Source organism: Gemmatimonadota bacterium (assembly GCA_016713785.1).
Classification (GTDB): Bacteria; Gemmatimonadota; Gemmatimonadetes; order Gemmatimonadales; family GWC2-71-9; genus JADJOM01.
On the sequence record JADJOM010000003.1, the window covers coordinates 2,444,313 to 2,462,468 of the forward strand.

16 protein-coding genes are annotated in these 18,156 nt (G+C 72.4%); 5 read left to right on the top strand and 11 right to left on the bottom strand.

Going from position 1 to position 18,156, the window contains the following annotated elements:
• Positions 1-50: 50 nt before the first annotated feature.
• Positions 51-413, bottom strand: coding sequence for a P-II family nitrogen regulator (locus tag IPJ95_19100; protein MBK7925711.1), 363 nt, complete (start codon positions 411-413; stop codon positions 51-53).
• Between the two features lie 17 nt (positions 414-430).
• The gene (locus tag IPJ95_19105) at positions 431-1,774 is read right to left on the bottom strand and encodes an ammonium transporter (GenBank protein MBK7925712.1); all 1,344 of its coding nucleotides are present in this window, start codon (positions 1,772-1,774) and stop codon (positions 431-433) included.
• A gap of 332 nt (positions 1,775-2,106) precedes the next feature.
• On the opposite strand from IPJ95_19105, the gene IPJ95_19110 reads away from it, so the two are divergent.
• The 4 genes from IPJ95_19110 to IPJ95_19125 all read left to right on the top strand — a co-directional run bounded on the left by IPJ95_19110 (position 2,107) and on the right by IPJ95_19125 (position 8,232).
• The gene (locus tag IPJ95_19110) at positions 2,107-3,723 is read left to right on the top strand and encodes a B12-binding domain-containing radical SAM protein (GenBank protein ID MBK7925713.1); all 1,617 of its coding nucleotides are present in this window, start codon (positions 2,107-2,109) and stop codon (positions 3,721-3,723) included.
• A gap of 393 nt (positions 3,724-4,116) precedes the next feature.
• On the top strand, positions 4,117-5,655 hold the full coding sequence (locus tag IPJ95_19115; protein MBK7925714.1) for a PAS domain S-box protein: 1,539 nt from the start codon (positions 4,117-4,119) through the stop codon (positions 5,653-5,655).
• Complete coding sequence (locus IPJ95_19120) at positions 5,652-7,730, top strand: EAL domain-containing protein (GenBank protein ID MBK7925715.1); 2,079 nt, start codon at positions 5,652-5,654, stop codon at positions 7,728-7,730. The genes IPJ95_19115 and IPJ95_19120 overlap by 4 nt, the downstream gene beginning before the upstream one ends.
• Before the next feature lie 13 nt (positions 7,731-7,743).
• Positions 7,744-8,232, top strand: coding sequence for a response regulator (locus tag IPJ95_19125; GenBank protein ID MBK7925716.1), 489 nt, complete (start codon positions 7,744-7,746; stop codon positions 8,230-8,232).
• Here IPJ95_19125 and IPJ95_19130 read toward each other — a convergent pair.
• From IPJ95_19130 to IPJ95_19170, 9 genes are all read right to left on the bottom strand, one after another.
• Positions 8,213-9,832 carry an Ig-like domain-containing protein gene (locus IPJ95_19130; protein MBK7925717.1) on the bottom strand — a complete coding sequence of 540 codons (1,620 nt, stop codon included), beginning with the start codon at positions 9,830-9,832 and terminating at the stop codon, positions 8,213-8,215. The genes IPJ95_19125 and IPJ95_19130 overlap by 20 nt on opposite strands.
• A 157-nt stretch (positions 9,833-9,989) precedes the next feature.
• Positions 9,990-10,976, bottom strand: coding sequence for an aldo/keto reductase (locus IPJ95_19135; GenBank protein ID MBK7925718.1), 987 nt, complete (start codon positions 10,974-10,976; stop codon positions 9,990-9,992).
• 106 nt (positions 10,977-11,082) lie between these two features.
• A complete protein-coding gene (locus IPJ95_19140) occupies positions 11,083-11,316 on the bottom strand; it encodes a hypothetical protein (GenBank protein ID MBK7925719.1) in 234 nt (77 codons plus the stop codon).
• Positions 11,317-11,321: 5 nt separating this feature from the next.
• Complete coding sequence (locus IPJ95_19145) at positions 11,322-11,840, bottom strand: DinB family protein (GenBank protein ID MBK7925720.1); 519 nt, start codon at positions 11,838-11,840, stop codon at positions 11,322-11,324.
• 30 nt (positions 11,841-11,870) lie between these two features.
• Entirely contained in the window at positions 11,871-12,764 is an 894-nt protein-coding gene (locus IPJ95_19150) for a serine/threonine-protein phosphatase (protein MBK7925721.1), read from the bottom strand.
• Positions 12,765-12,915: 151 nt separating this feature from the next.
• On the bottom strand, positions 12,916-13,212 hold the full coding sequence (locus tag IPJ95_19155; protein ID MBK7925722.1) for a MoaD/ThiS family protein: 297 nt from the start codon (positions 13,210-13,212) through the stop codon (positions 12,916-12,918).
• On the bottom strand, positions 13,209-14,324 hold the full coding sequence (locus IPJ95_19160) for an exo-alpha-sialidase (GenBank protein MBK7925723.1): 1,116 nt from the start codon (positions 14,322-14,324) through the stop codon (positions 13,209-13,211). The genes IPJ95_19155 and IPJ95_19160 overlap by 4 nt, the downstream gene beginning before the upstream one ends.
• 10 nt (positions 14,325-14,334) lie before the next feature.
• Positions 14,335-14,898: an SRPBCC family protein gene (locus tag IPJ95_19165; GenBank protein ID MBK7925724.1), complete on the bottom strand. Its 564-nt coding sequence runs from the start codon at positions 14,896-14,898 to the stop codon at positions 14,335-14,337.
• A gap of 132 nt (positions 14,899-15,030) precedes the next feature.
• Positions 15,031-17,457, bottom strand: coding sequence for an ABC transporter permease (locus IPJ95_19170; protein ID MBK7925725.1), 2,427 nt, complete (start codon positions 17,455-17,457; stop codon positions 15,031-15,033).
• Between the two features lie 315 nt (positions 17,458-17,772).
• Here IPJ95_19170 and IPJ95_19175 point away from each other — a divergent pair, with 315 nt between their 5' ends.
• Positions 17,773-18,147 carry a TIGR03067 domain-containing protein gene (locus IPJ95_19175; protein MBK7925726.1) on the top strand — a complete coding sequence of 125 codons (375 nt, stop codon included), beginning with the start codon at positions 17,773-17,775 and terminating at the stop codon, positions 18,145-18,147.
• Positions 18,148-18,156: the final 9 nt, after the last annotated feature.

Genomic DNA, 18,156 nt, shown 5'->3' on the forward strand with positions numbered 1-18,156 from the left:
GGGCTCCCCTGGGGGAGCCCGCCCGTTCGCCTGCGCGCGCCGGCTGAACGCTAGACCGCGGCCGGCACCGTCGGGGTGACCGCCGCTTCGTCGCGCTCCCCGGTGCGGATGCGGTGTACCTGCTCCATGTCGAGCACGAAGACCTTGCCGTCGCCGACCTCGCCGGTGCGCGCCGCCCGGACGATGGCCTGCACCGTCACGTCGACGAACCCGTCGGAGACCCCGATCTCGAGCCGCACCTTCTCCTGCAGCCCCATCTTCACGGTGGTGCCGCGGTAGTTCTCCACCCGCTCCGTCTCCCCGCCGTGCCCCATGACGCGGGAGGCGGTGAGCCCCCGAACCTCGGCACGGTACAGGGCCTCGAGCACGTCGTTGAGCTTGTCGGGCCGGATGGTGGCGATGATGAGCTTCATCGGTCGGGCTCCTCGGGTCAGCGGGCGGCGGGCTGGGGCAGCCCGGGAGTGACGGACTGGGGCGCGGGCAGGTCGGCCGGCAGGACGAGGATCGAGCCCTCGCCGCTGCTGTAGGCCTCCTCGCCGTGCTGGGAGACGTCCATGCCGAGCCCCTCGGTGCGGGCATCGGGACGAAGCACCATCACCAGGCCGAGCGCCTTGAGGATCACCAGCGTCATGAGGCCGGCGTAGACCACCGACACCCCGGCGCCGAGCGCCTGCAGGCCGAGCTGGCCGGCGTTGCCGGCGAGCAGGCCGTCGTTGCCGGCGGCGTTCCACGCCTTGGAGGCGAACACGCCGGTGAGCAGGGCCCCCGTGAGGCCGCCCATCCCGTGCCCGGCGAAGACGTCGAGCGAGTCGTCCAGCCGGGTCCGGGCCCGGAAGACGATGGCGAAATAGCTCGGCAGCGCCGCGATGGCGCCCAGGGCCAGCGCGCCCACCGGGCTCACGAAGCCGGCCGCCGGCGTGATGGCCACCAGCCCCACCACGATCCCGGTGGCGCCCCCGACGGCGGTGACGTGGCCGGTGCGGGAGTAGTCGAGCAGGGCCCACACGCAGAGCGTGGCCATCGGGGCGAGGAAGGTGTTGGTGAAGGCCAGCGCCGCGAGCTCACCGGAGGCGAGGGCGCTGCCGCCATTGAACCCGAACCACCCGAACCAGAGCAGCCCGGCACCCAACAGGACGAAGGGCACGTTGTGGGGCAGAATGGCCTGCCGGCCGTAGTCCTTCCGCCCGCCGAGGACCAGCGCGGCCACCAGGGCCGAGACGCCGGCGTTGATGTGCACCACCGTGCCGCCGGCGAAGTCGAGCACCCCCTTGGTCATCAGCCAGCCGCCCCCCCACACCCAGTGCGCCACCGGGGCATACACCAGCAGGGTCCAGAGCAGGATGAACGCCACATAGGGCCCGAAGCGCATCCGTTCCACCACGGCGCCGGAGATCAGGGCCGCGGTGATGATGGCAAAGGTGCCCTGGTAGGCCATGAACAGCAGGTGCGGGATGGTGCCCTTGGCCTCGACCCCCACCCCGGCCAGCAGGGCGTTGTCGAGCCCGCCCAGGAGGGGTCCGCCCTCGGCAAAGGCGAGGCTGTACGCCAGGAGCGCCCAGAGCACCCCCACCGCCCCCAGCGCCACGAAGCTCATCATCATGGTATTGAGGGAGTTCTTGGACCGGACCAGGCCCCCGTAGAAGAAGGCGAGCGCCGGCGTCATGAGCAGGACCAGCGCCGTGGCCACCAGCATCCAGGCGGTATCCGCCGGGGAGATGGCAGGGACGGCATCCTGCAGGAAGGGGAGCAGGGCGGGCAGGGTCACCGGGGTCATCCTCACTGGAATGGCGGCAGGGGACAGGAATGTCTGACGGCACGATTCTAGGGGGTCTACCAGGCAAGCGCAAGATCCAGTGCACCAGAATATTGGCTAAACATGCAAGAGATTGTGGCTGACAATCGAGAAAATGCGAGTCAACCGGCGTTTTGTGTGTAAAATTGTGCGAAAACTGGATATCTATCTTGACAGCTCATCGCCCATATCGACGAACGCCGGCCCCGGACCCCCCGGCCTGCTCCCCTCTCGGTCATTCCCGAATCAGGTGAATAGGGGTAGGTTGCAGCAGCCTCCCGAACTCATCCCCGGCCCTTCCCCGCCGAGAGCTCATGACCCGCGCCCTTCTGGTTCACCCCCAGTTCCGCTCGGCTTCCTTCTGGAACTACCGCGATACCTGCGAGCTGATGGATGCGAAGTACCCGGCTGCGCCGCTCGGCCTGTGCACCGTGGCGGCGATGCTCCCCGGGGACTGGGAACTGCGGCTGGTGGATCGGAACATCGAGACCCTCGCCGAGCGCGACCTCGAGTGGGCGGACATCGTCCTGACCGGCGGGATGCTGCCGCAGCAGCTCGACTGCCTCGAGGTGATCCGGAACGCCCGGGCCCGGGGGAAGAAGGTCATCGTGGGGGGGCCGGACCCGACCTCGAGCCCGCGGGTCTACGCCGAGGCGGATCACCTGATCCTGGGCGAAGCCGAGGTGACCCTGCCGCCGTTCCTGGCCGACCTGCAGGCGGGAACCCCCCGGCACACCTACGAGTCGCCCGACAAGGCGGACGTCACCAAGTCACCCACGCCGCGGTTCGACCTGCTCCGGTTCGGCAGCTACAACCACATCGGGGTGCAGTGGTGCCGCGGCTGCCCCTTCAACTGCGAGTTCTGCGACATCATCGAGCTCTTCGGCCGGGTGCCCCGGGCCAAGGGCACCGAGCAGATGCTCAAGGAGATGCAGACCCTCTACGACCTGGGCTACCGGGGCCACGTGGACCTGGTGGATGACAACTTCATCGGCAACAAGAAGCTGGTGAAGCAGTTCCTGCCCCACCTCAAGACCTGGCTGGAGGAGCGGGACTGGCCCTTCGAGTTCACCACCGAGGCGTCGATCAACCTGGCCGACGATGAAGAGCTGATGCGCCTCATGCGCGAGGTCGGGTTCTTCGCGGTCTTCGTGGGGATCGAGAGCCCGGACGAGGACACCCTCAAGGCGATGCAGAAGAAGCAGAACACCCGCCGGTCGATCGCCGAGAGCGTCGAGAAGATGTACCAGGCCGGCTTCTTCGTGAACGCCGGGTTCATCCTCGGATTCGATACCGAGGGCGCGGGCGTGGCCCGCGGCATCATCGGCTGCGTGGAAGACACGGCGATCCCCGCCGCGATGGTGGGCCTGCTGTACGCGCTCCCCAACACCCAGCTGACCCGCCGGCTCACCAAGGAAGGTCGGCTGCACGCCGACGCCGACCTGCAGCCGGATGGCGTGGGCGACCAGTGCACGGCCGGCATCAACTTCGATCCGCTCCGCCCCAAGCTCGACATCCTGCGCGACTACCTCACCGTCATCGAGACGGTGTACCGCGCCGACCGCTACTTCGGGCGGGTGGCCCGGGTCGGGAAGCACCTCGACAGCCGCGGGCGCCGCTACAAGCCCGGCCTCAAGCGCTGGGCCAAGGAGCTCCGCGGCTTCATCCGCATGGCCGCCAGAATGACGGCCGACAGCCGCGCCCGCGGACCCTTCTGGAGCACGTTCCTGGGCGGGCTGATCCGGAATCCCCGCTCCATCCGCTACATCGGGATGATGTGCGGGCTGTATGTCCACTTCGGGCCCTTCTCGGAGTTCGTCGCGAGCCGGATCCGGATGGCCATCCAGCAGGCCGAGCGCGAGCAGGCGAGCGCGCCGGTCTCGTTGCCCCCCTCGGCGTTCCGCCCGGCGGTGACGGCCGACCCGGCCTGACCTCGCCTCGCTCCCGAAGGACCGACGGGAAGGTGCCCCAGGCGCCTTCCCGTTCTTCATTCTCCCCTCGATCCATCGTTCCGCTTACCACGGCGTAGTTCCCGGGCATGTTCGGAAGTGAAGCAGGCGATGAAGAAATCCATAAACTCCTGCAGCGTATTGACTTCCGACAAGTCGTGTCAGAATATGGACTGCCTTGATGTCCGGCATCCCGTACAAGGTTACGGCACATCGAGCCGAGAGGTGGCGCATCCCCTGTGCGCCTCCCGCTGGGGTTCCCTTGCTGGACCGTCGGATTGCCCGTCCGCATGACCGCGCCTGCGCCGACCCCTCGCCGGCGGCGGGGATTCGAGCCATCCGCCCCGACCGCGCCCGAGCGGCGGGGCCGCGCTGATGACGCCGCAGCACGCCGGGGGCGTAGCCCACCCCCTTCCCCTCGACTCCGCACGCCCCGAGGTGCGCCGCCCGGCGGCCACCGATCAGCTCCGGCTCCTGGCCGCGGCGGTGGGGTCGGCCGGTGAGGCGATCTTCACCCTGAGCTTCGAGGGCCGGGTCACGTCGTGGAACCGTGCGGCCGTGGCGCTGTTCGGCCGGGACGAGACGGCCGCGCTGGGCGCCCCGCTGGACCAGGTGATCGGCACCGACGCGGCCCAGCGGCTGGCGGCCCTGCTCCCCGAGCTGCGCCGGGCCGTGCCGGCGCTGCGGCTGGAGACGGTCCATCGGGGCCGGGATGGCCAGGCCATCGACCTCGGCCTGTCCCTGTGGCCCATCCTCGACGGCGGCAGCGAGCCGGTGGGGGTGGGGGTCATCGCCCGCGACATCACCTCCGGCAAGCTCGAGGAGGAGCAGTTCCGCCTGGCCATCGAGGCCAACCCGCTCGGGCTGGTCATCGTGGACGTGGCGGGCAGCATCCAGGCCGTGAACAACACCAGCGAGCGGCTCCTGGGCTACTCGCGCGAGGAGCTGGTGGGGCAGTCCGTGGACGTGCTGGTCCCGCTCGAGCTGCGGGCGCTGCACGCGACCCAGCGGCAGGAGTTCATGGCGGCGCCCCGCCATCGCGGGATGAGCGACCGGGTGGCAGAGCTGCAGGTGCGGCGGAAGGACGGCACCGTCTTCCCGGCGAGCATCGCGCTCACCCCGCTCGTCACCCGCCGGGGGCCGATGGTGATGGCCTGCATCACCGACATCACTGGCGTCCGGGCGGCGGCGGCGGCGGAGGCGCGCCAGCGCCGGGAGCTGCAGCGCTCCAACCAGGAACTGGCCCAGTTCGCCTACGTGGCCTCGCACGACCTGCAGGAGCCCCTGCGCATGGTGGCGAGCTACACCCAGCTCCTGGCGGAGCGGTACCGGGGCCGCCTCGACGAGCGCGCCGACAAGTACATCCGCTACGCGGTGGAAGGCGCCGGCCGGATGCAGCGCCTGGTCAGCGACCTGCTTTCCATCTCGCGGGTGGACTCCCAGGCCAGGGCGCCGCGGCCGGTGGATGCCGGCGTGGTGCTCGCGCGGGTGCTGGCGGACATGGCCGCCACGCTCGAGGCGCGGGGCGCCGCGGTGGCCGCGGACCCGCTCCCGGTGGTCCTGGCGGATGAGGTGCAGCTCGGGCAGGTGCTGCAGAACCTGGTGGGCAACGCGCTCAAGTTCGTGGCCGACCGTCCCCCCCTGGTGCGGATCTCCGCGACGCCGGACGGCGGGCAGTGGCGCTTCGCGGTGGAGGACAACGGCATCGGCATCGAGCCGGAGTACGCCGCCCGGGTGTTCGAGATGTTCCAGCGGCTGCACCCGCGGGGCCAGTACGAGGGCAACGGCATCGGGCTCTCGCTGGCCAAGAAGATCATCGAGCGGCACCACGGCCGGATCTGGCTCGAGTCGACGCCGGGCCACGGCACCACGTTCTACTTCACGCTCCCCGCGCCGGCCGAGCCGCCGGGATGAGCCTCCCGCCGCTCCGCCGCATCCTCTTCGTGGACGACGACCGCGCGGTGGCGCGGGCGTTCGCCCTGACCGTGCGGCCCCTGGGCTACGAAGCCGACGTGGCCGCCGCCGGCGCCGAAGCCATCCGGCTCGCGCGTACCCGGTTCTATCCCATCATCGTGACCGACCTGCGGATGCCGGGCATGGACGGGCTCACGCTCATCGAGCGACTGCGCCCGCTGTGCCCCGCTACCGCCTTCGTGATCCTGACCGGCTACCCGGAGCTCGACCTCCGCGCCAGCCTGATGGGGGACGGCGCGATCTCGTCGGTGGTGCGCAAGCCGTGGCTGGAGGAGGAGCTGGAAGCCACGCTCGCCCGTGCCTACGAGCTGCACCAGCGGCGGGCGCGGCGCATGCGCGACGAGCCCGGCCCCGAGGATTCCCCGCCCACGGTGCTGCTGGTGGAGGACAATCCCGGCGATGCCGACCTGGCGGCGGAGTACCTGCGCGAGGAGTATGCTGGCACGCAGGTGGTGCACCTGACCCGGCTGGAGGCCGCCATCGAGTACCTGCACAACACCTCGGTGGAGGCGGTGATCTCCGACCTCTCCCTGCCCGACGCCCGCGGCTTCGACGCCGTGACCCGGATCTGTGCCGCCGCGCCCGGGGTGCCGCTGCTGGTGCTGAGCGGCCTGGCCGACGAGGACCTGGGGCAGCTGGTCATCCAGCTCGGCGCCCAGGATTTCCTGATCAAGGGCACCATCAACTCCGAGAACCTGCTGCGCGCCCTGCGCCACGCGAGGGAGCGCAAGCGGGGGGAGCAGCGGCTGCTGCAGCAGGCGCAGCATGACCCGCTCACCGGGCTGGTGAACCGCGCCGCCTTCCACGACCGGGTCACGGTGGCCTGCACCCGGGCCCGCCGCGGGGGGCGCCGCTTCGGGGTGATGTTCATCGACCTCGACCGCTTCAAGGAAGTGAACGACACCCTGGGCCACGAGGCCGGGGACGCCCTGCTGCAGGAAATCGGGCGGCGGGTGGAGGCGGCGGTCCGCGACTACGACACCGTGGCCCGGCTGGGTGGGGATGAGTTTGCCGTGCTGGTGGAAGACATCGAGAGCGAGGGGCGGGTGACGGAACTGGCCCGGCGCATCCTCGATGCCTTTGCCTTGCCGGTCCGGCACGAGGGACATGACATCGCCATCACCGGCAGCATCGGGATCGCCGTGCACCCCGAGGCCGGCCGCGCCACCGCCGACCTGCTGCGCGCCGCCGACGAGGCGATGTACCTCGCCAAGCAGTCGGGCCGGAACCGGATGCAGGTCTACGCCAGCCACGGCCGGAACGGCGCCGGCACGCCTCCCGGGCAGGAAGTCCAGCTGGCGGTGGCCCGGGGCGACTTCGTGCTGCACTTCCAGCCCCAGGTGGCGCTGCCGGGGGGCGCGCTGGTCGGGGTGGAGGCGCTGCTGCGCTGGCGTCGCAACGGCAGCCTGCTCGGCCCCGGGCACTTCCTGGCGGAGCTCGAGGAGTCGGGGTCCATCCGGGAGGTGGGAATGTGGGTGCTGGGACAGGCGTGTGCCCAGCTGGCCGCCTGGCGGACCGCGGGCGCGCCCTCCCTCCGGCTGGCCCTCAACCTCTCCGCCCGGCAGCTGCAGGCGCCGGAGTTCCTCTCCGCGCTGCAGGCACAGCTCGCGGCGAGCGCCCTCCCCGCCGAGGCGCTCGACATCGAGATCTCAGAGCGGACCCTGATGCTGCTCCCGGCCGAAGCCAACCACCGGCTCGACGCGCTCCGGGCGCTCGGGGTGCGGCTCACGGTCGATGGGTTCGGCACCGGGTTCTCCTCGCCGGCGCACCTGGTGCGCCACGGCATCCGCTCCCTCAAGATCGCGCGGGCCTTCGTGTCCACCGCGCCGACCGACCTCGAGGCGGCGCGGCTGGTGCGAGCCATCACGGGGCTCGGGAAGTTGCTCGAGTTCGACGTGGTGGCCGACGGCATCGAGACCGAGGCCCAGCACGCGTTCGCCCGGGCCGCCGGCTGCACGCACGGCCAGGGCTTCCTGTTCGGTACGCCGCAGGCCGAGTGGTCCCCCCTCATGTGAAGGAGGTGGCGCGATGCCGGACTCCCGCAGCCCGTACCAGGCACAGCCCATCCGCGTGCTGCTGGTCGAGGACAATCCCGGCGACTCCGACATGATCCGGGACCGGCTCGACGCGAGCCGGCTCTGGCTGGAGTTCTTCGTGGTGGAAGATGGCGTCCGGGCCGGCGATTTCCTGGCGCGGCGCGCCCCCTACGAACAGGCCCCCCGCCCCGACCTCATCCTGCTCGACCTCAACCTGCCACGCCGCAACGGCTGGGAGGTCCTGGCCCAGATCAAGGGCGACGAAAACCTCCGCCGCATCCCGGTGGTGGTCCTCACCTCCTCGGACGTGGAGCGGGACATCGCGCTCAGCTACGAGCACGGCGCCAACGCCTACATCACCAAGCCGGTTGACTTCGAGGGCTTCGTGCGGGTGGTCAACGCGGTGGAGCACTTCTGGTTCACCATCGTCCGCCTGCCCCCCCACCTCGACCCGCCGCCGGTCATCCCCGCCGGGGCTTGACCCGCGCCGGCGCGACCGGCACCGGGGCGCGGCTGGTGGCGGTCACCTGCACCGAGGCCGCCGTGCCCGCCAGGCGCAGGGCCAGCCGCTGCTCCCCCGCCGCGGCACCGAGGGTCCAGCGCACCGCGGCGCGGCCATCGGGCCCGGTGATGAGCACGGAGTCCTCCACCGACCCGGCCGCCGGCAGCACCGTCACTGAGGCGCCACCCACCGGATTGCCGCCGGCATCCCGCACCAGCACCACGATGGCCTTGGGCAGCCGCGTGCCCGCCGTGGCCCGCTGGCCCTGCCCCGACTGCAGCACCACGCCGCTCGGCGCGCCCGCCTCGGCCACGGCCACCACCGGCGTGGCGGGGATGAGCCGCGGATTCCCCACCTGCACCAGCAGCCGCTGGCGCCCGGCGCGCCGGCCCAGAGTCCAGTACGCCTGCGCGGCACCGGAGGAGTCGGTGCGGGCCGAGCCCGCGATCGTCCCGCCCTCGAGGCTGCTCCACCCGATCCGCACCAGGCCCAGCGCCAGGCCCAGGGTGTCGGTGAGCCGGACCAGCACTGGCTGGGACAGCTCCTCGCCCGCCACCCCGCGCAGGTCGGGGCTCAGGACCTCGATCCGCACGTTGCCGGGGGCGGGATCGGCCTCGGCGGTGACGGTGAGGGCGCTGTCCACGCCCGGCACCCGCGCCACGAGGTGCTGGATTCCCGCCCGGGGGCTCAGCGTCCAGGCGGCGCGTACCCGGCCGTCGGCGTCCGTGGTGGCGGTATCCGGCTCGACCCGCCCCGCCTCGTCGTCGGCGGAGAGCAGTACCTGGGTGCCCGGGACGGGCTGGCCGGCGCGCGCCCGCACCTGGAGCACCACCGGGTCGGGGAGCCGGCGGCCCGCGAGGGCACGCTGGCCTTCCCCGCTCTGCAGCACCAGCGCCGCGGGGGCGAGCGCCACATCCACCCGGAGGCGGGCCTGCTGGCCCCCGGCGCTGACCCGCACGTAGGCGCGCCCGGGGGCCAGGGCGCGGGCAAGACCCAGCGAATCGACCGCGAGCACGGCGGAGTCGGCGGTCTCCCAGCGGGGGAAGAGTCCGAGCACCCGGTGGCCGCGGGCATCCTGCACCTGGGCCAGCAGCCGGAGGGAGTCGCCATCGGCGAGCCGCACGGCGCTGTCGCCCACGAGGGTGATGCTGGCGGGCTGCTGCACCACATGGATGGTGGCCCGCGCGGTCACCTCCCGCACCGTCACCTCGATGCTGCTGCGGCCCGGGGCGCGCGCCACCACCGCGCCGCCGGAATCCACCACCGCGATGCTGGTGTCCACGCTGCGCCAGCGGAGGGTGGCGCCGGCCAGCGCCGCGCCGTGGGCGTCGGTGACGGTGGCGGTGAGCACCGCGGTGTCGCCGAGGGCCCGGAGGGTATCACTGCGTGGGGTGAGGACGATCCGGCTGGCGGCGTGGTCGGCGAAGTTGAGGTCGAGCAGGCCGAGCCAGGGCGCGATCCCGAGATTGCGCGCGTTCACCGCCAGGGCGAGCAGCGCCGCGGCGGTGGTGAGGATGCCGGTGAACCACTTGTGCGCGCCGCTGAACAGGCCGGGCGCGGCGGCGGAGGAGCGCTTCATGGAGTGGCGGACTCGGCGACGGGGATGAAGCTGATCTACCCTGTCGGACCGCCCGGCGCTGTGCGCCCGGGCACAGCCGCGATGCCGGGCGCCAAGTCGCGCTGGACCAACGTGTTGCGGAGGAGTGTCGCGCCGGTGCCCGGCGCCGCGCGGCGGATCAGCGGTCCACGTAGCGCATCATGGCCTCGGTGTACCGCGGCCCGGCCACCGTGCCCGGCGCCAGCACGGCGTCGAGCCGGGCCAGCTCCGCGGCGCTGAGTCCGAGGGTGGCCGCTGCGAGATTCTCCTCGAGGTACCGGCGGCGCTTGGTCCCGGGGATGGGAACGATCCCCTCGCCACGCTCCAGCAGCCACACCAGCGCCACCTGCCCGGGCGTGGCGCCCCGCGAGGTGGCCAGCTCCTGCACCAGCTGGGCCGCGCGCATGTTGGCGTCGAAGTTCCCGCCCTGGAACCGCGGGTCGTTGCGCCGGTAGTCGCCCTCGGGGTACTCCTCCGCGCGGCGCGCGGTGCCGGTCAGGAAGCCGCGGCCGAGCGGGCTGAACGGCACCAGCCCGATCCCCAGCTCCTTGAGCACCGGGATCACGTCCGCCTCGAGGTTCCGTTCCCAGAGGGAGTACTCGCTCTGGAGCGCGGAGACGGGGCAGACGGCGTGGGCCCGGCGGATGGTCTGCACCCCGGCCTCGGAGAGGCCGAAGTAGCGCGCCTTTCCTTCCTTGATGAGCGCCGCCACCGTCCCCGCCACCTCCTCGATCGGCACGTCGGGATCCACCCGGTGCTGGTAGAGCAGGTCCACGTGATCGGTGCCCAGCCGCCGGAGCGAGCCCTCCACCGCGCGGCGGATGTCCTCCGGCCGGCTGGTCACGCCGGTCATCGCGCCGTTCTCGATGCGCATGCCGAACTTGGTGGCGATGACCGCCTCGTGGCGCCGGCCCTTGAGGGCCCGCCCCAGCAGTTCCTCGTTGGTGTAGGGACCGTAGACCTCGGCGGTATCGAAGAAGTCGAGGCCCAGTTCGAGGGCGCGATGGATGGTCGCGACCGACTCGGCGTCGTCGGGGATGCCGTAGGACTGGCTCATCCCCATGCAGCCGAGCCCGAGCGCGGAGACCTGCAGGCCCTGCCGGCCGAGGGAACGGATCGTCAGCATGTCAGAGTTCCGAGGGGGAAGGTCGGTGGCGCGGCACGGCAGCGTGCCGCCCGAAGGCGGGAGGGAAGATACCGCGCACCCTGCCCGCGCGACACGCGCGGATGGGCTACCGGTGTCCGCGGCGGCGTGGGGCGTCGCGACCACCGACCAGCAGCACCCCACCCGCCAGCACGGCGAGGACCCCGACCCACCCAGGCACCGGGTGATACACCTCCACCGGGCCGGTGGCCTCCACCGCGCCGGTGAGGTCGGGCGAGGCGCCCCGGTACACCGGCCGCAGGAGCAGGACCATCGCCCCCGCCACGGCGAGGAACAGGCCGACGGCCGTCCGGGCGCGCATGGGCGTCAACCGTCCCGGCGCAGCAACTCGCTGATCGTGGCCAGGTGGTGGTCATCGTGCTCGGCCACGAAGAAGGCGAGGTCGAGCAGCCGCATCGGGGCCTGCAGCCGCGGGTGCAGGGCGGCGCGGAGCCAGTCGGCCTCGTCGGCCTGCTCCAGCTGCGCCACGAGGTCGGCGCGCCGGGCCTCGAAGGTGGCCAGCACCTCGGAGAGCGGGCGCGCGTTGTGGCCCGCGTCCTCGGTGGTGCGGTTGTCGAGGTCGGCGGGGGCCAGGGTGCGGCGCCCGGCGGCCAGGTCCTCGATCCGGGCCAGCCACAGCGGCTCGAGGTCGCCGAGGTGGCCGGCATTCTCCTGGATGGACCAGTGCACGCCGGCCCGGCGCGTGAGCTGGGCCACGGGGCGCCCCACCAGCCGGTGGGTCAGGCGTGGCGGCGTGCCGCGCAGCCGCTCGATGAGCCCCGCCGCGGCGCTCACCGGCAAGTCAAAGGTGAACTGGCGCTGGAACCAGGGCTCGCGAGGGACCATGCAGAACGGCTCGGCGTGGGTGGGGCGGGGTCAGGGGCGCGGCCCGGGGGCACGGCCGACGAGGATGGTGATGTTGTCGCTGCCGCCCCGCTCGAGGGCCAGGTCCAGGAGCGCGCGGCACAGCTGCTCGGACGAGGTCATGGCCCCGACCTGCGCGGCGATCTCGGCGTCGGAGACGTGCTTGGTGAGCCCGTCGCTGCAGAGCAGGAGCACCGAGTTGCGGTCCCGGATCTCCAGCCGGCTCACCTCCGGCAGCGCGTTCTCGCCGCCGATGGCGCTCACCAGCACGTGGCTGAGCGGCGAGGTCTTGAGGCTCTCCGCCGGCAGCGCGCCCTCGTCCACCAGCGCCTGGGCCATGGTCTGGTCCCGGGTCACCTGCCGCAGCTCTCCCTGGAGGTAGCGGTAGCAGCGGCTGTCGCCCACCTGGACCACGTACACCCAGGGCCAGGTCACGATGGCCAGGGTGAGGGTGGTGGCCATGCGGGCCGGCTCGGACCGGCTGGCCGCCTCCGCGCGCACCGCCGTGTGGGCCTCGATGGCGGCGGCCCGCAGCGCCTCCTCAAACTCCCCCGCCTGGGTGGTGCCGGCGGCGTGATAGCAGTGCAGGCTGGAGGAGACGTAGCGGGTGATGCTCTCCACGGTGAGGAGGCTCGCCTCGCCGCCGCCGGCGCCGCCGCCGACGCCATCGGCCACCAGCATGATCGTGGCCAGCCGCTGGCCGCGCAGCGGGAGCTGGTCCGGGGTGGGCAGGCTGGTGGCGTGCACCAGCACCTGCGGATGCACGGTGCAGAGCAGGAAGTGATCCTGGTTCTGCTTGCGCACCTTCCCGATGTGGGTCAGCCCGAAGAGGTCGAGCTCCTCGTCGCGGGGCTTGGGGCCCGCGCCGACGGGTATCGAGGCGGTCCGCAGCTCGGTGCTGCTCATGGGGCGGGCCGGTCCGCCGGGCGCGGTAGCCGGCACGGCAGGGCGAGACGTCGGGGCGAGGGGCTCACGGGTGAGAAGATGCAGCAGCCGGGGAGAATGCGCGAGTCACCGGGGGGACGGCCGCGGCGAGGGCCGGAATCCGGACCCCCGGCTAGCCGCCCGCGAGGGCCCCGACCACCAGGAAGGGCTCGGCCCCACGGGCCACCGCCTCCGGCAGGGGGGCGTCGGCGGGCTCGTGGGAGAGGTCCACGCCGCCAGCGAAGAACCGGATGAAGGCGCGGCGCCTGAGGGTGCCGTGATCGCGGATGGCGCCCCGGAGCATGGGATACCGGGCCTCCAGCGCATCGAGCAGCGCCCCCCGCGTCAGCGGGGGCGCCACCTCGAGCACGGCCTCCTCCCCCACCTGCGCCAGCCGGCGCAGGTGCTCCGGCAGTACCACCCGGATCATGCCAGCGTCTGCGCCTCGACCGACAGCACCGCCGGGAGGTCCCGGACGATGGCGGTCCAGCTGTCCCCGCCATCGAACGACCCGTAGACCTGGCCGCCGGTGGTGCCGAAGTAGATCCCCCCGGCGTCGAGGGTGTCGACGCTCATGGCGCCGCGCAGGATGTTCACGTAGCAGTCCTGCTGCGGCAGCCCCCGGGTCAGCGGCTCCCACTCGTTGCCGCCCACCCGGCTGCGGTACACCCGGAGCTTGCCCTCGGGCGGGTAGTGCTCGGAGTCGCTCTTGATCGGCACCACGTACACCGTATCGGGCTGGTGCGGGTGCACCACGATGGGAAAGCCGAAGTCACTGGGAAGGTTGCCGCTGATCTCCCGCCACGACTCGCCCGCGTCGTCGCTGCGCAGCACGTCCCAGTGCTTCTGCATGAACAGCACGTCGGGCCGCGCCGGGTTGAGCGCGATCCGGTGCACGCAGTGGCCCACCTCGGCGGTCGCGTCGGGGAGCGGGTACTTGGAGTCGAGGCCCTTCGTGATGGGCCGCCAGCTCACGCCGCCGTCGTCGGTCCGGAAGGCGCCCGCCGCCGAGATGGCGATGAACAGTCGCTGGCGGTTGGTCGGGTGCTGCACGATCGTGTGCAGCCCCATCCCGCCCGCGCCGGGCTGCCAGAGATGTCCCTTGGCGTCGCGCAGGCCGGGCAGTTCCTGCCAGCTCCGGCCGCCGTCGGTGCTGCGGAAGAAGGCGGCGTCCTCCACCCCGGCGTACACCGTGTCGGGGTCGGTCAGCGAGGGCTCGAGGTGCCACACCCGCTTGAACTCCCAGGGGTGCTGGGTGCCGTCGTACCACTGGTGGGTGCCGGGGGTGCCCTGGTAGGCGAACTCGTTGCCGACCGGCTCCCAGGTGGTTCCCCCGTCGTCGGAGCGTTGGATCTGCTGGCCGAACCAGCCGCTCGACTGCGAGGCGTACATGCGGTCGGGCCGGGCCGGCGAGGCCTTGAGGTGGTAGAGCTCCCATCCGCCGAAGTGCGGGCCGGCGACGGACCAGCGCTGCCGCGTCCCGTCCGCGGTGAGGATGAACGCACCCTTCCGGGTGCCGACCAGCAGGCGTACGCCGCTCATCTGGGCCTCCTCAGGACGCGGGGGGGATGGACGGCGGGGCGGCCGCGGCGGCCTCGGCCACGGCCTTGAGCTGCGCCAGGCCCTTCTCGAAATCGGCGCCGATCATCGCGTCCATGTCCATGAACAGGCCGGCCGCCTTGGCCATGAAGTTGTTCTCGCCCGACATGGTCCAGGTCACGGTGGTGCCCCCCGCGGCCGGCTCGAAGCGGAACTCGGTGTCGTTGGTCGCGGCGAAGGGCTTGAGGAACTCGAGCTTGATCAGGATCCGCGACGACGGGCTGCTCTCCGTGATCGACATCCGGCCCTCGCCCACGTCCTTGTTGCCCACCCAGGCGTAGGTAGCCCCGGTGCCGGCCCCGGCGCCGCCGTAGGTCTTCTGCATGGCGGGATCGAGCTTCTCCCAGGGGGACCAGGCCTCCCAGCGGTGGAAGTCGTTCACCTGGGCGAACAGGATGGAATCCGGGGCGGCGATGGTGGCCGACCGGGTGATGCTGAAGTGCGCGGGGCGGGTGGCCACGACGGCCACGATCACGGCGAGCGCCACGGCGACGGCGATGAGGAGCTTCCTGAGCACGCGATGAGTCTCCGGGAGGGACGGAGGAACGGGCCGGCCGGAGGGGACGGCCCGGGGGAGCGACCTGATGATGCAGCGCCAGGGCGGGCGCGTCCAGTCACCCCGGCGGGGTGGCTGGAGCCCAGCCGCCGGTCACTCCCGCCACAGGGCGTCCCGCGGATGGACCGCGATGGCGCGACGGGTGGGGAGCCAGGTGGCGGCGAGGACGATCGCGCCGATGGCCGCCGCCACGGTGACGGCCGCCCCCACCGCGAGCGGCAGCGCGATCGGGAAGAAGCGCGAGAACCCCCAGCCGACGGCGAGCATGAGCGGCAACGCCACCAGTGCCCCCACCCCGAGCTGCCGGGCGCCCTGGCCCAGCAGCATGCGGAGGATGCGCCCGTCGGTGGCGCCGAGGGCGCGGCGCACGCCGATCTCCCGGGTGCGCCGGCCGATGGAGCGGGCCATCAGCCCGTAGGTGCCGCTCACCGCGAGGAGCAGCGCAAAGGCAAAGGCGCCCCCGAAGAGGCCGGTCAGCGAGCGCGCCATCATGGTGGCCTTGGCCAGGATGTCCTCGTAGCTCGCGATGTGCGGCGGAGGCACCCGGGGATCCACCGCGCCGAGCACCTCATGAAACGCGGCGAAGGCGGCGGGCTCGCTGCCCCGATGGCGGAAGAGCACCGAGACATCCGCGGCGTCCGCCTGTTCCAGGGGCACGTAGGCCGCCATGGTGCTCCGGTTCCGGCTGAGGGGGTTGCCCAGCAGCACGTCGCTCACCACGCCCACCACGGTGCGGGTCGGCTCGCCATCCCCGAGCCCCGTGAGCCGGAGCTGGGCGCCGAGCGGCGAGCGGCCAGGCCAGGTGCGCTCCGCCAGCGCCTGGCTGACCAGCACCACGGGGTCCCCGCCACGGCCGTCCCGCGTGTCGAAGTAGCGTCCCTCCCGGAGCCCGATGCCGAGCGGCGCCAGGGCGCCGCGGACCGCCTGCACGAAGCTCCGGGGACGCAGGGAGCCGCCGGCCCACCCGGTGGGCTCGAACTCCCCGCCGCTGCCCTCGGGGTCGGCAAGGGTGTTCCGGAGCACCACTCCGTCGAGTTCCGGCCGGAGGGTGAGCTGGTCCTGCAGGGCCCGGTAGAACCGGTCGCGGGCGGCGGCGTCCGGGTAGCGCTCCGCCGGCGGCGAGACCCCGGCGTACAGCAGCTGCGCGGTATCGTAGCCGAAGTTCACGTGGACGACGCGCCAGGCCACCACGGCCGACAGGGTGCCGAAGTAGAGCAGCAGGGAGACCGCCGTCACCTGCACCACCACCAGCAACCGCGCCACCCGGCCCTCGCGGCGCCCCGCCCCGCGGGCGGCGCCCTCCTGCAGCACCGCGCTGATCCGGGTATTGACCGCCCGGCGGGAGGCGATCACGCCGAGGACCACGATCGCCAGCGTCACGAATCCACCCGCGGCCACCAGCGCCGACCGGTCGAAGCCCCAGACCCACCAGAACGCAAGGTTGCCTTCGAGGCGGGTGCGGGCCCAGCCGTTGACGGCGGTAAGCAGCCAGACCGCGAAGCCGGTGGCGGCGACGCCGCCGAGCAGGCAGAGAAGGATGATCTCCCAGAGGCTCTGCATGATGAGACGGCCGCGCGGGGCCCCGAGGGCCAGGCGCACCGCGGTCTCGCGGGCGCGCTCATTGGCGCGGGCCAGCAGCAGGTTGGTCACGTTGATGCAGGCCAGCAGCAGGATGAGCGTGGCCAGGAGATTGAGGATGGCGAGCACCAGCGGGGCCTCCTCGCCGATCTGCGCCATCGGGTACGAGGTGACCACCAGCCCATCCGGCGGGGCCATCGTGGATTCGGTGGCCGGGCGTGCCGCCATGGCGCGCCGGAGCAGGCCACTCAACTCCGCGTTGGCCCGCGCGGCTGTCACCCCGGGGGCGAGCCGGGCGTATGCCATGACCCGCTCCCGTGCGGCCCCGCCAGGACCGAGCAGCGCGGGATCGATCGGCACCCACGCCTCGGCGGCCACCGGAAAGCCGTAGCCCGGCGGCATCACGCCGACCACCCGCGTGGCCACTCCGCTCAGCCGGACGACCCGGCCGATCACGCCGCTGTCGCCCCCGAACACCGAGCGCCACGCCCCGTGCCCGAGGACCAGCACGGGCTCCGCCCCGGGGAGCTGATCCTCCCGGAGGAAGCCCCGACCAAGCAGCGCCCGGGTGCGGGTCAGCTCGAAGATGTTCCACTCGGAGGCAATGGCCCCGAGGGCCCGGCTGCCCTCCCCAGTTCCCACCACGAACTCCCGGGTGGTGTAGGCACCCACCTCGGACAGGGTGGTGATGGCCGGCCGCAGGGTGGCAAGGTCTGCCGCGTCGATCGACGCCATGCCCATCCCGTCGATCGTCGCCATCAGCCGGACGACCCGCTCCCCTTCCGGCACCGGCAGGGGCTTGAGCATCGCGGTATGGAGAAACGAGAACGTGAAGATGCTGAGCCCGAGCCCGCCGGCGAGCACCACCACCGTCACCAGCGAGAAGAACGGCTGCCGTCCGAGCAGGCGCACGGCATGGCGGATATCCTGCCAGAAGAACACGGAGGGCCTCGTGGTCTGGGCGGAACGGGAGCCGATGGGTGACTGCGGGTCGTGGGGCGAGCGAGGGGGGGCCCGCCTCGAGGCCGGACGGTGAGGGTGAAGTCAGGGTTTCAGATCGGCACGAGGAGCGGGCGGTGACGCGACCGATGGTCGGGCGGCGGGCAGTGGGGCCTCCCGGACGTTTGCCGTTCCCTGACAGACGCCATGTGCGTGCCCGCCGCGCTCGTCAGTCCCCTAGGTGGGAGGAGGCCTCCCACTTCGCAGCAACTATCCGATAACGTGGCGGACGAGGTAACGGTGGGAACGCACCGGGGTTTGAGCAACGCCCTGTCGCGCCTGCAGGGGCGCTGGAAGATGACGTCGGGATCGCGGGACGGCCGGCCACTGCCCGCCGCACTGGTAGACCGATCGGAGCGGGTCACCGAGGGAGAGGAGACCCTGGTGCGGATCGACGGGCAGCTGCTCTCGTGCGCCACCTTCACGGTGGACACCGCGGCCGAGCCCCACACCATCGACTGCCACCTGACCGCGGGTCCCGGCAAGGGACAGGTGCAGTACGGGATCTACCGGCTCACCGACGACCTGGTGCAGTTCTGCTTTGGCGCCCCCGGGGCGCCGCGGCCCGCGCGGTTCGGGACGGCGCGCGGGGATGGCACCACGAGCACCGAATGGCGGAAGGTGCCGGAGTAGCGGGCCCGG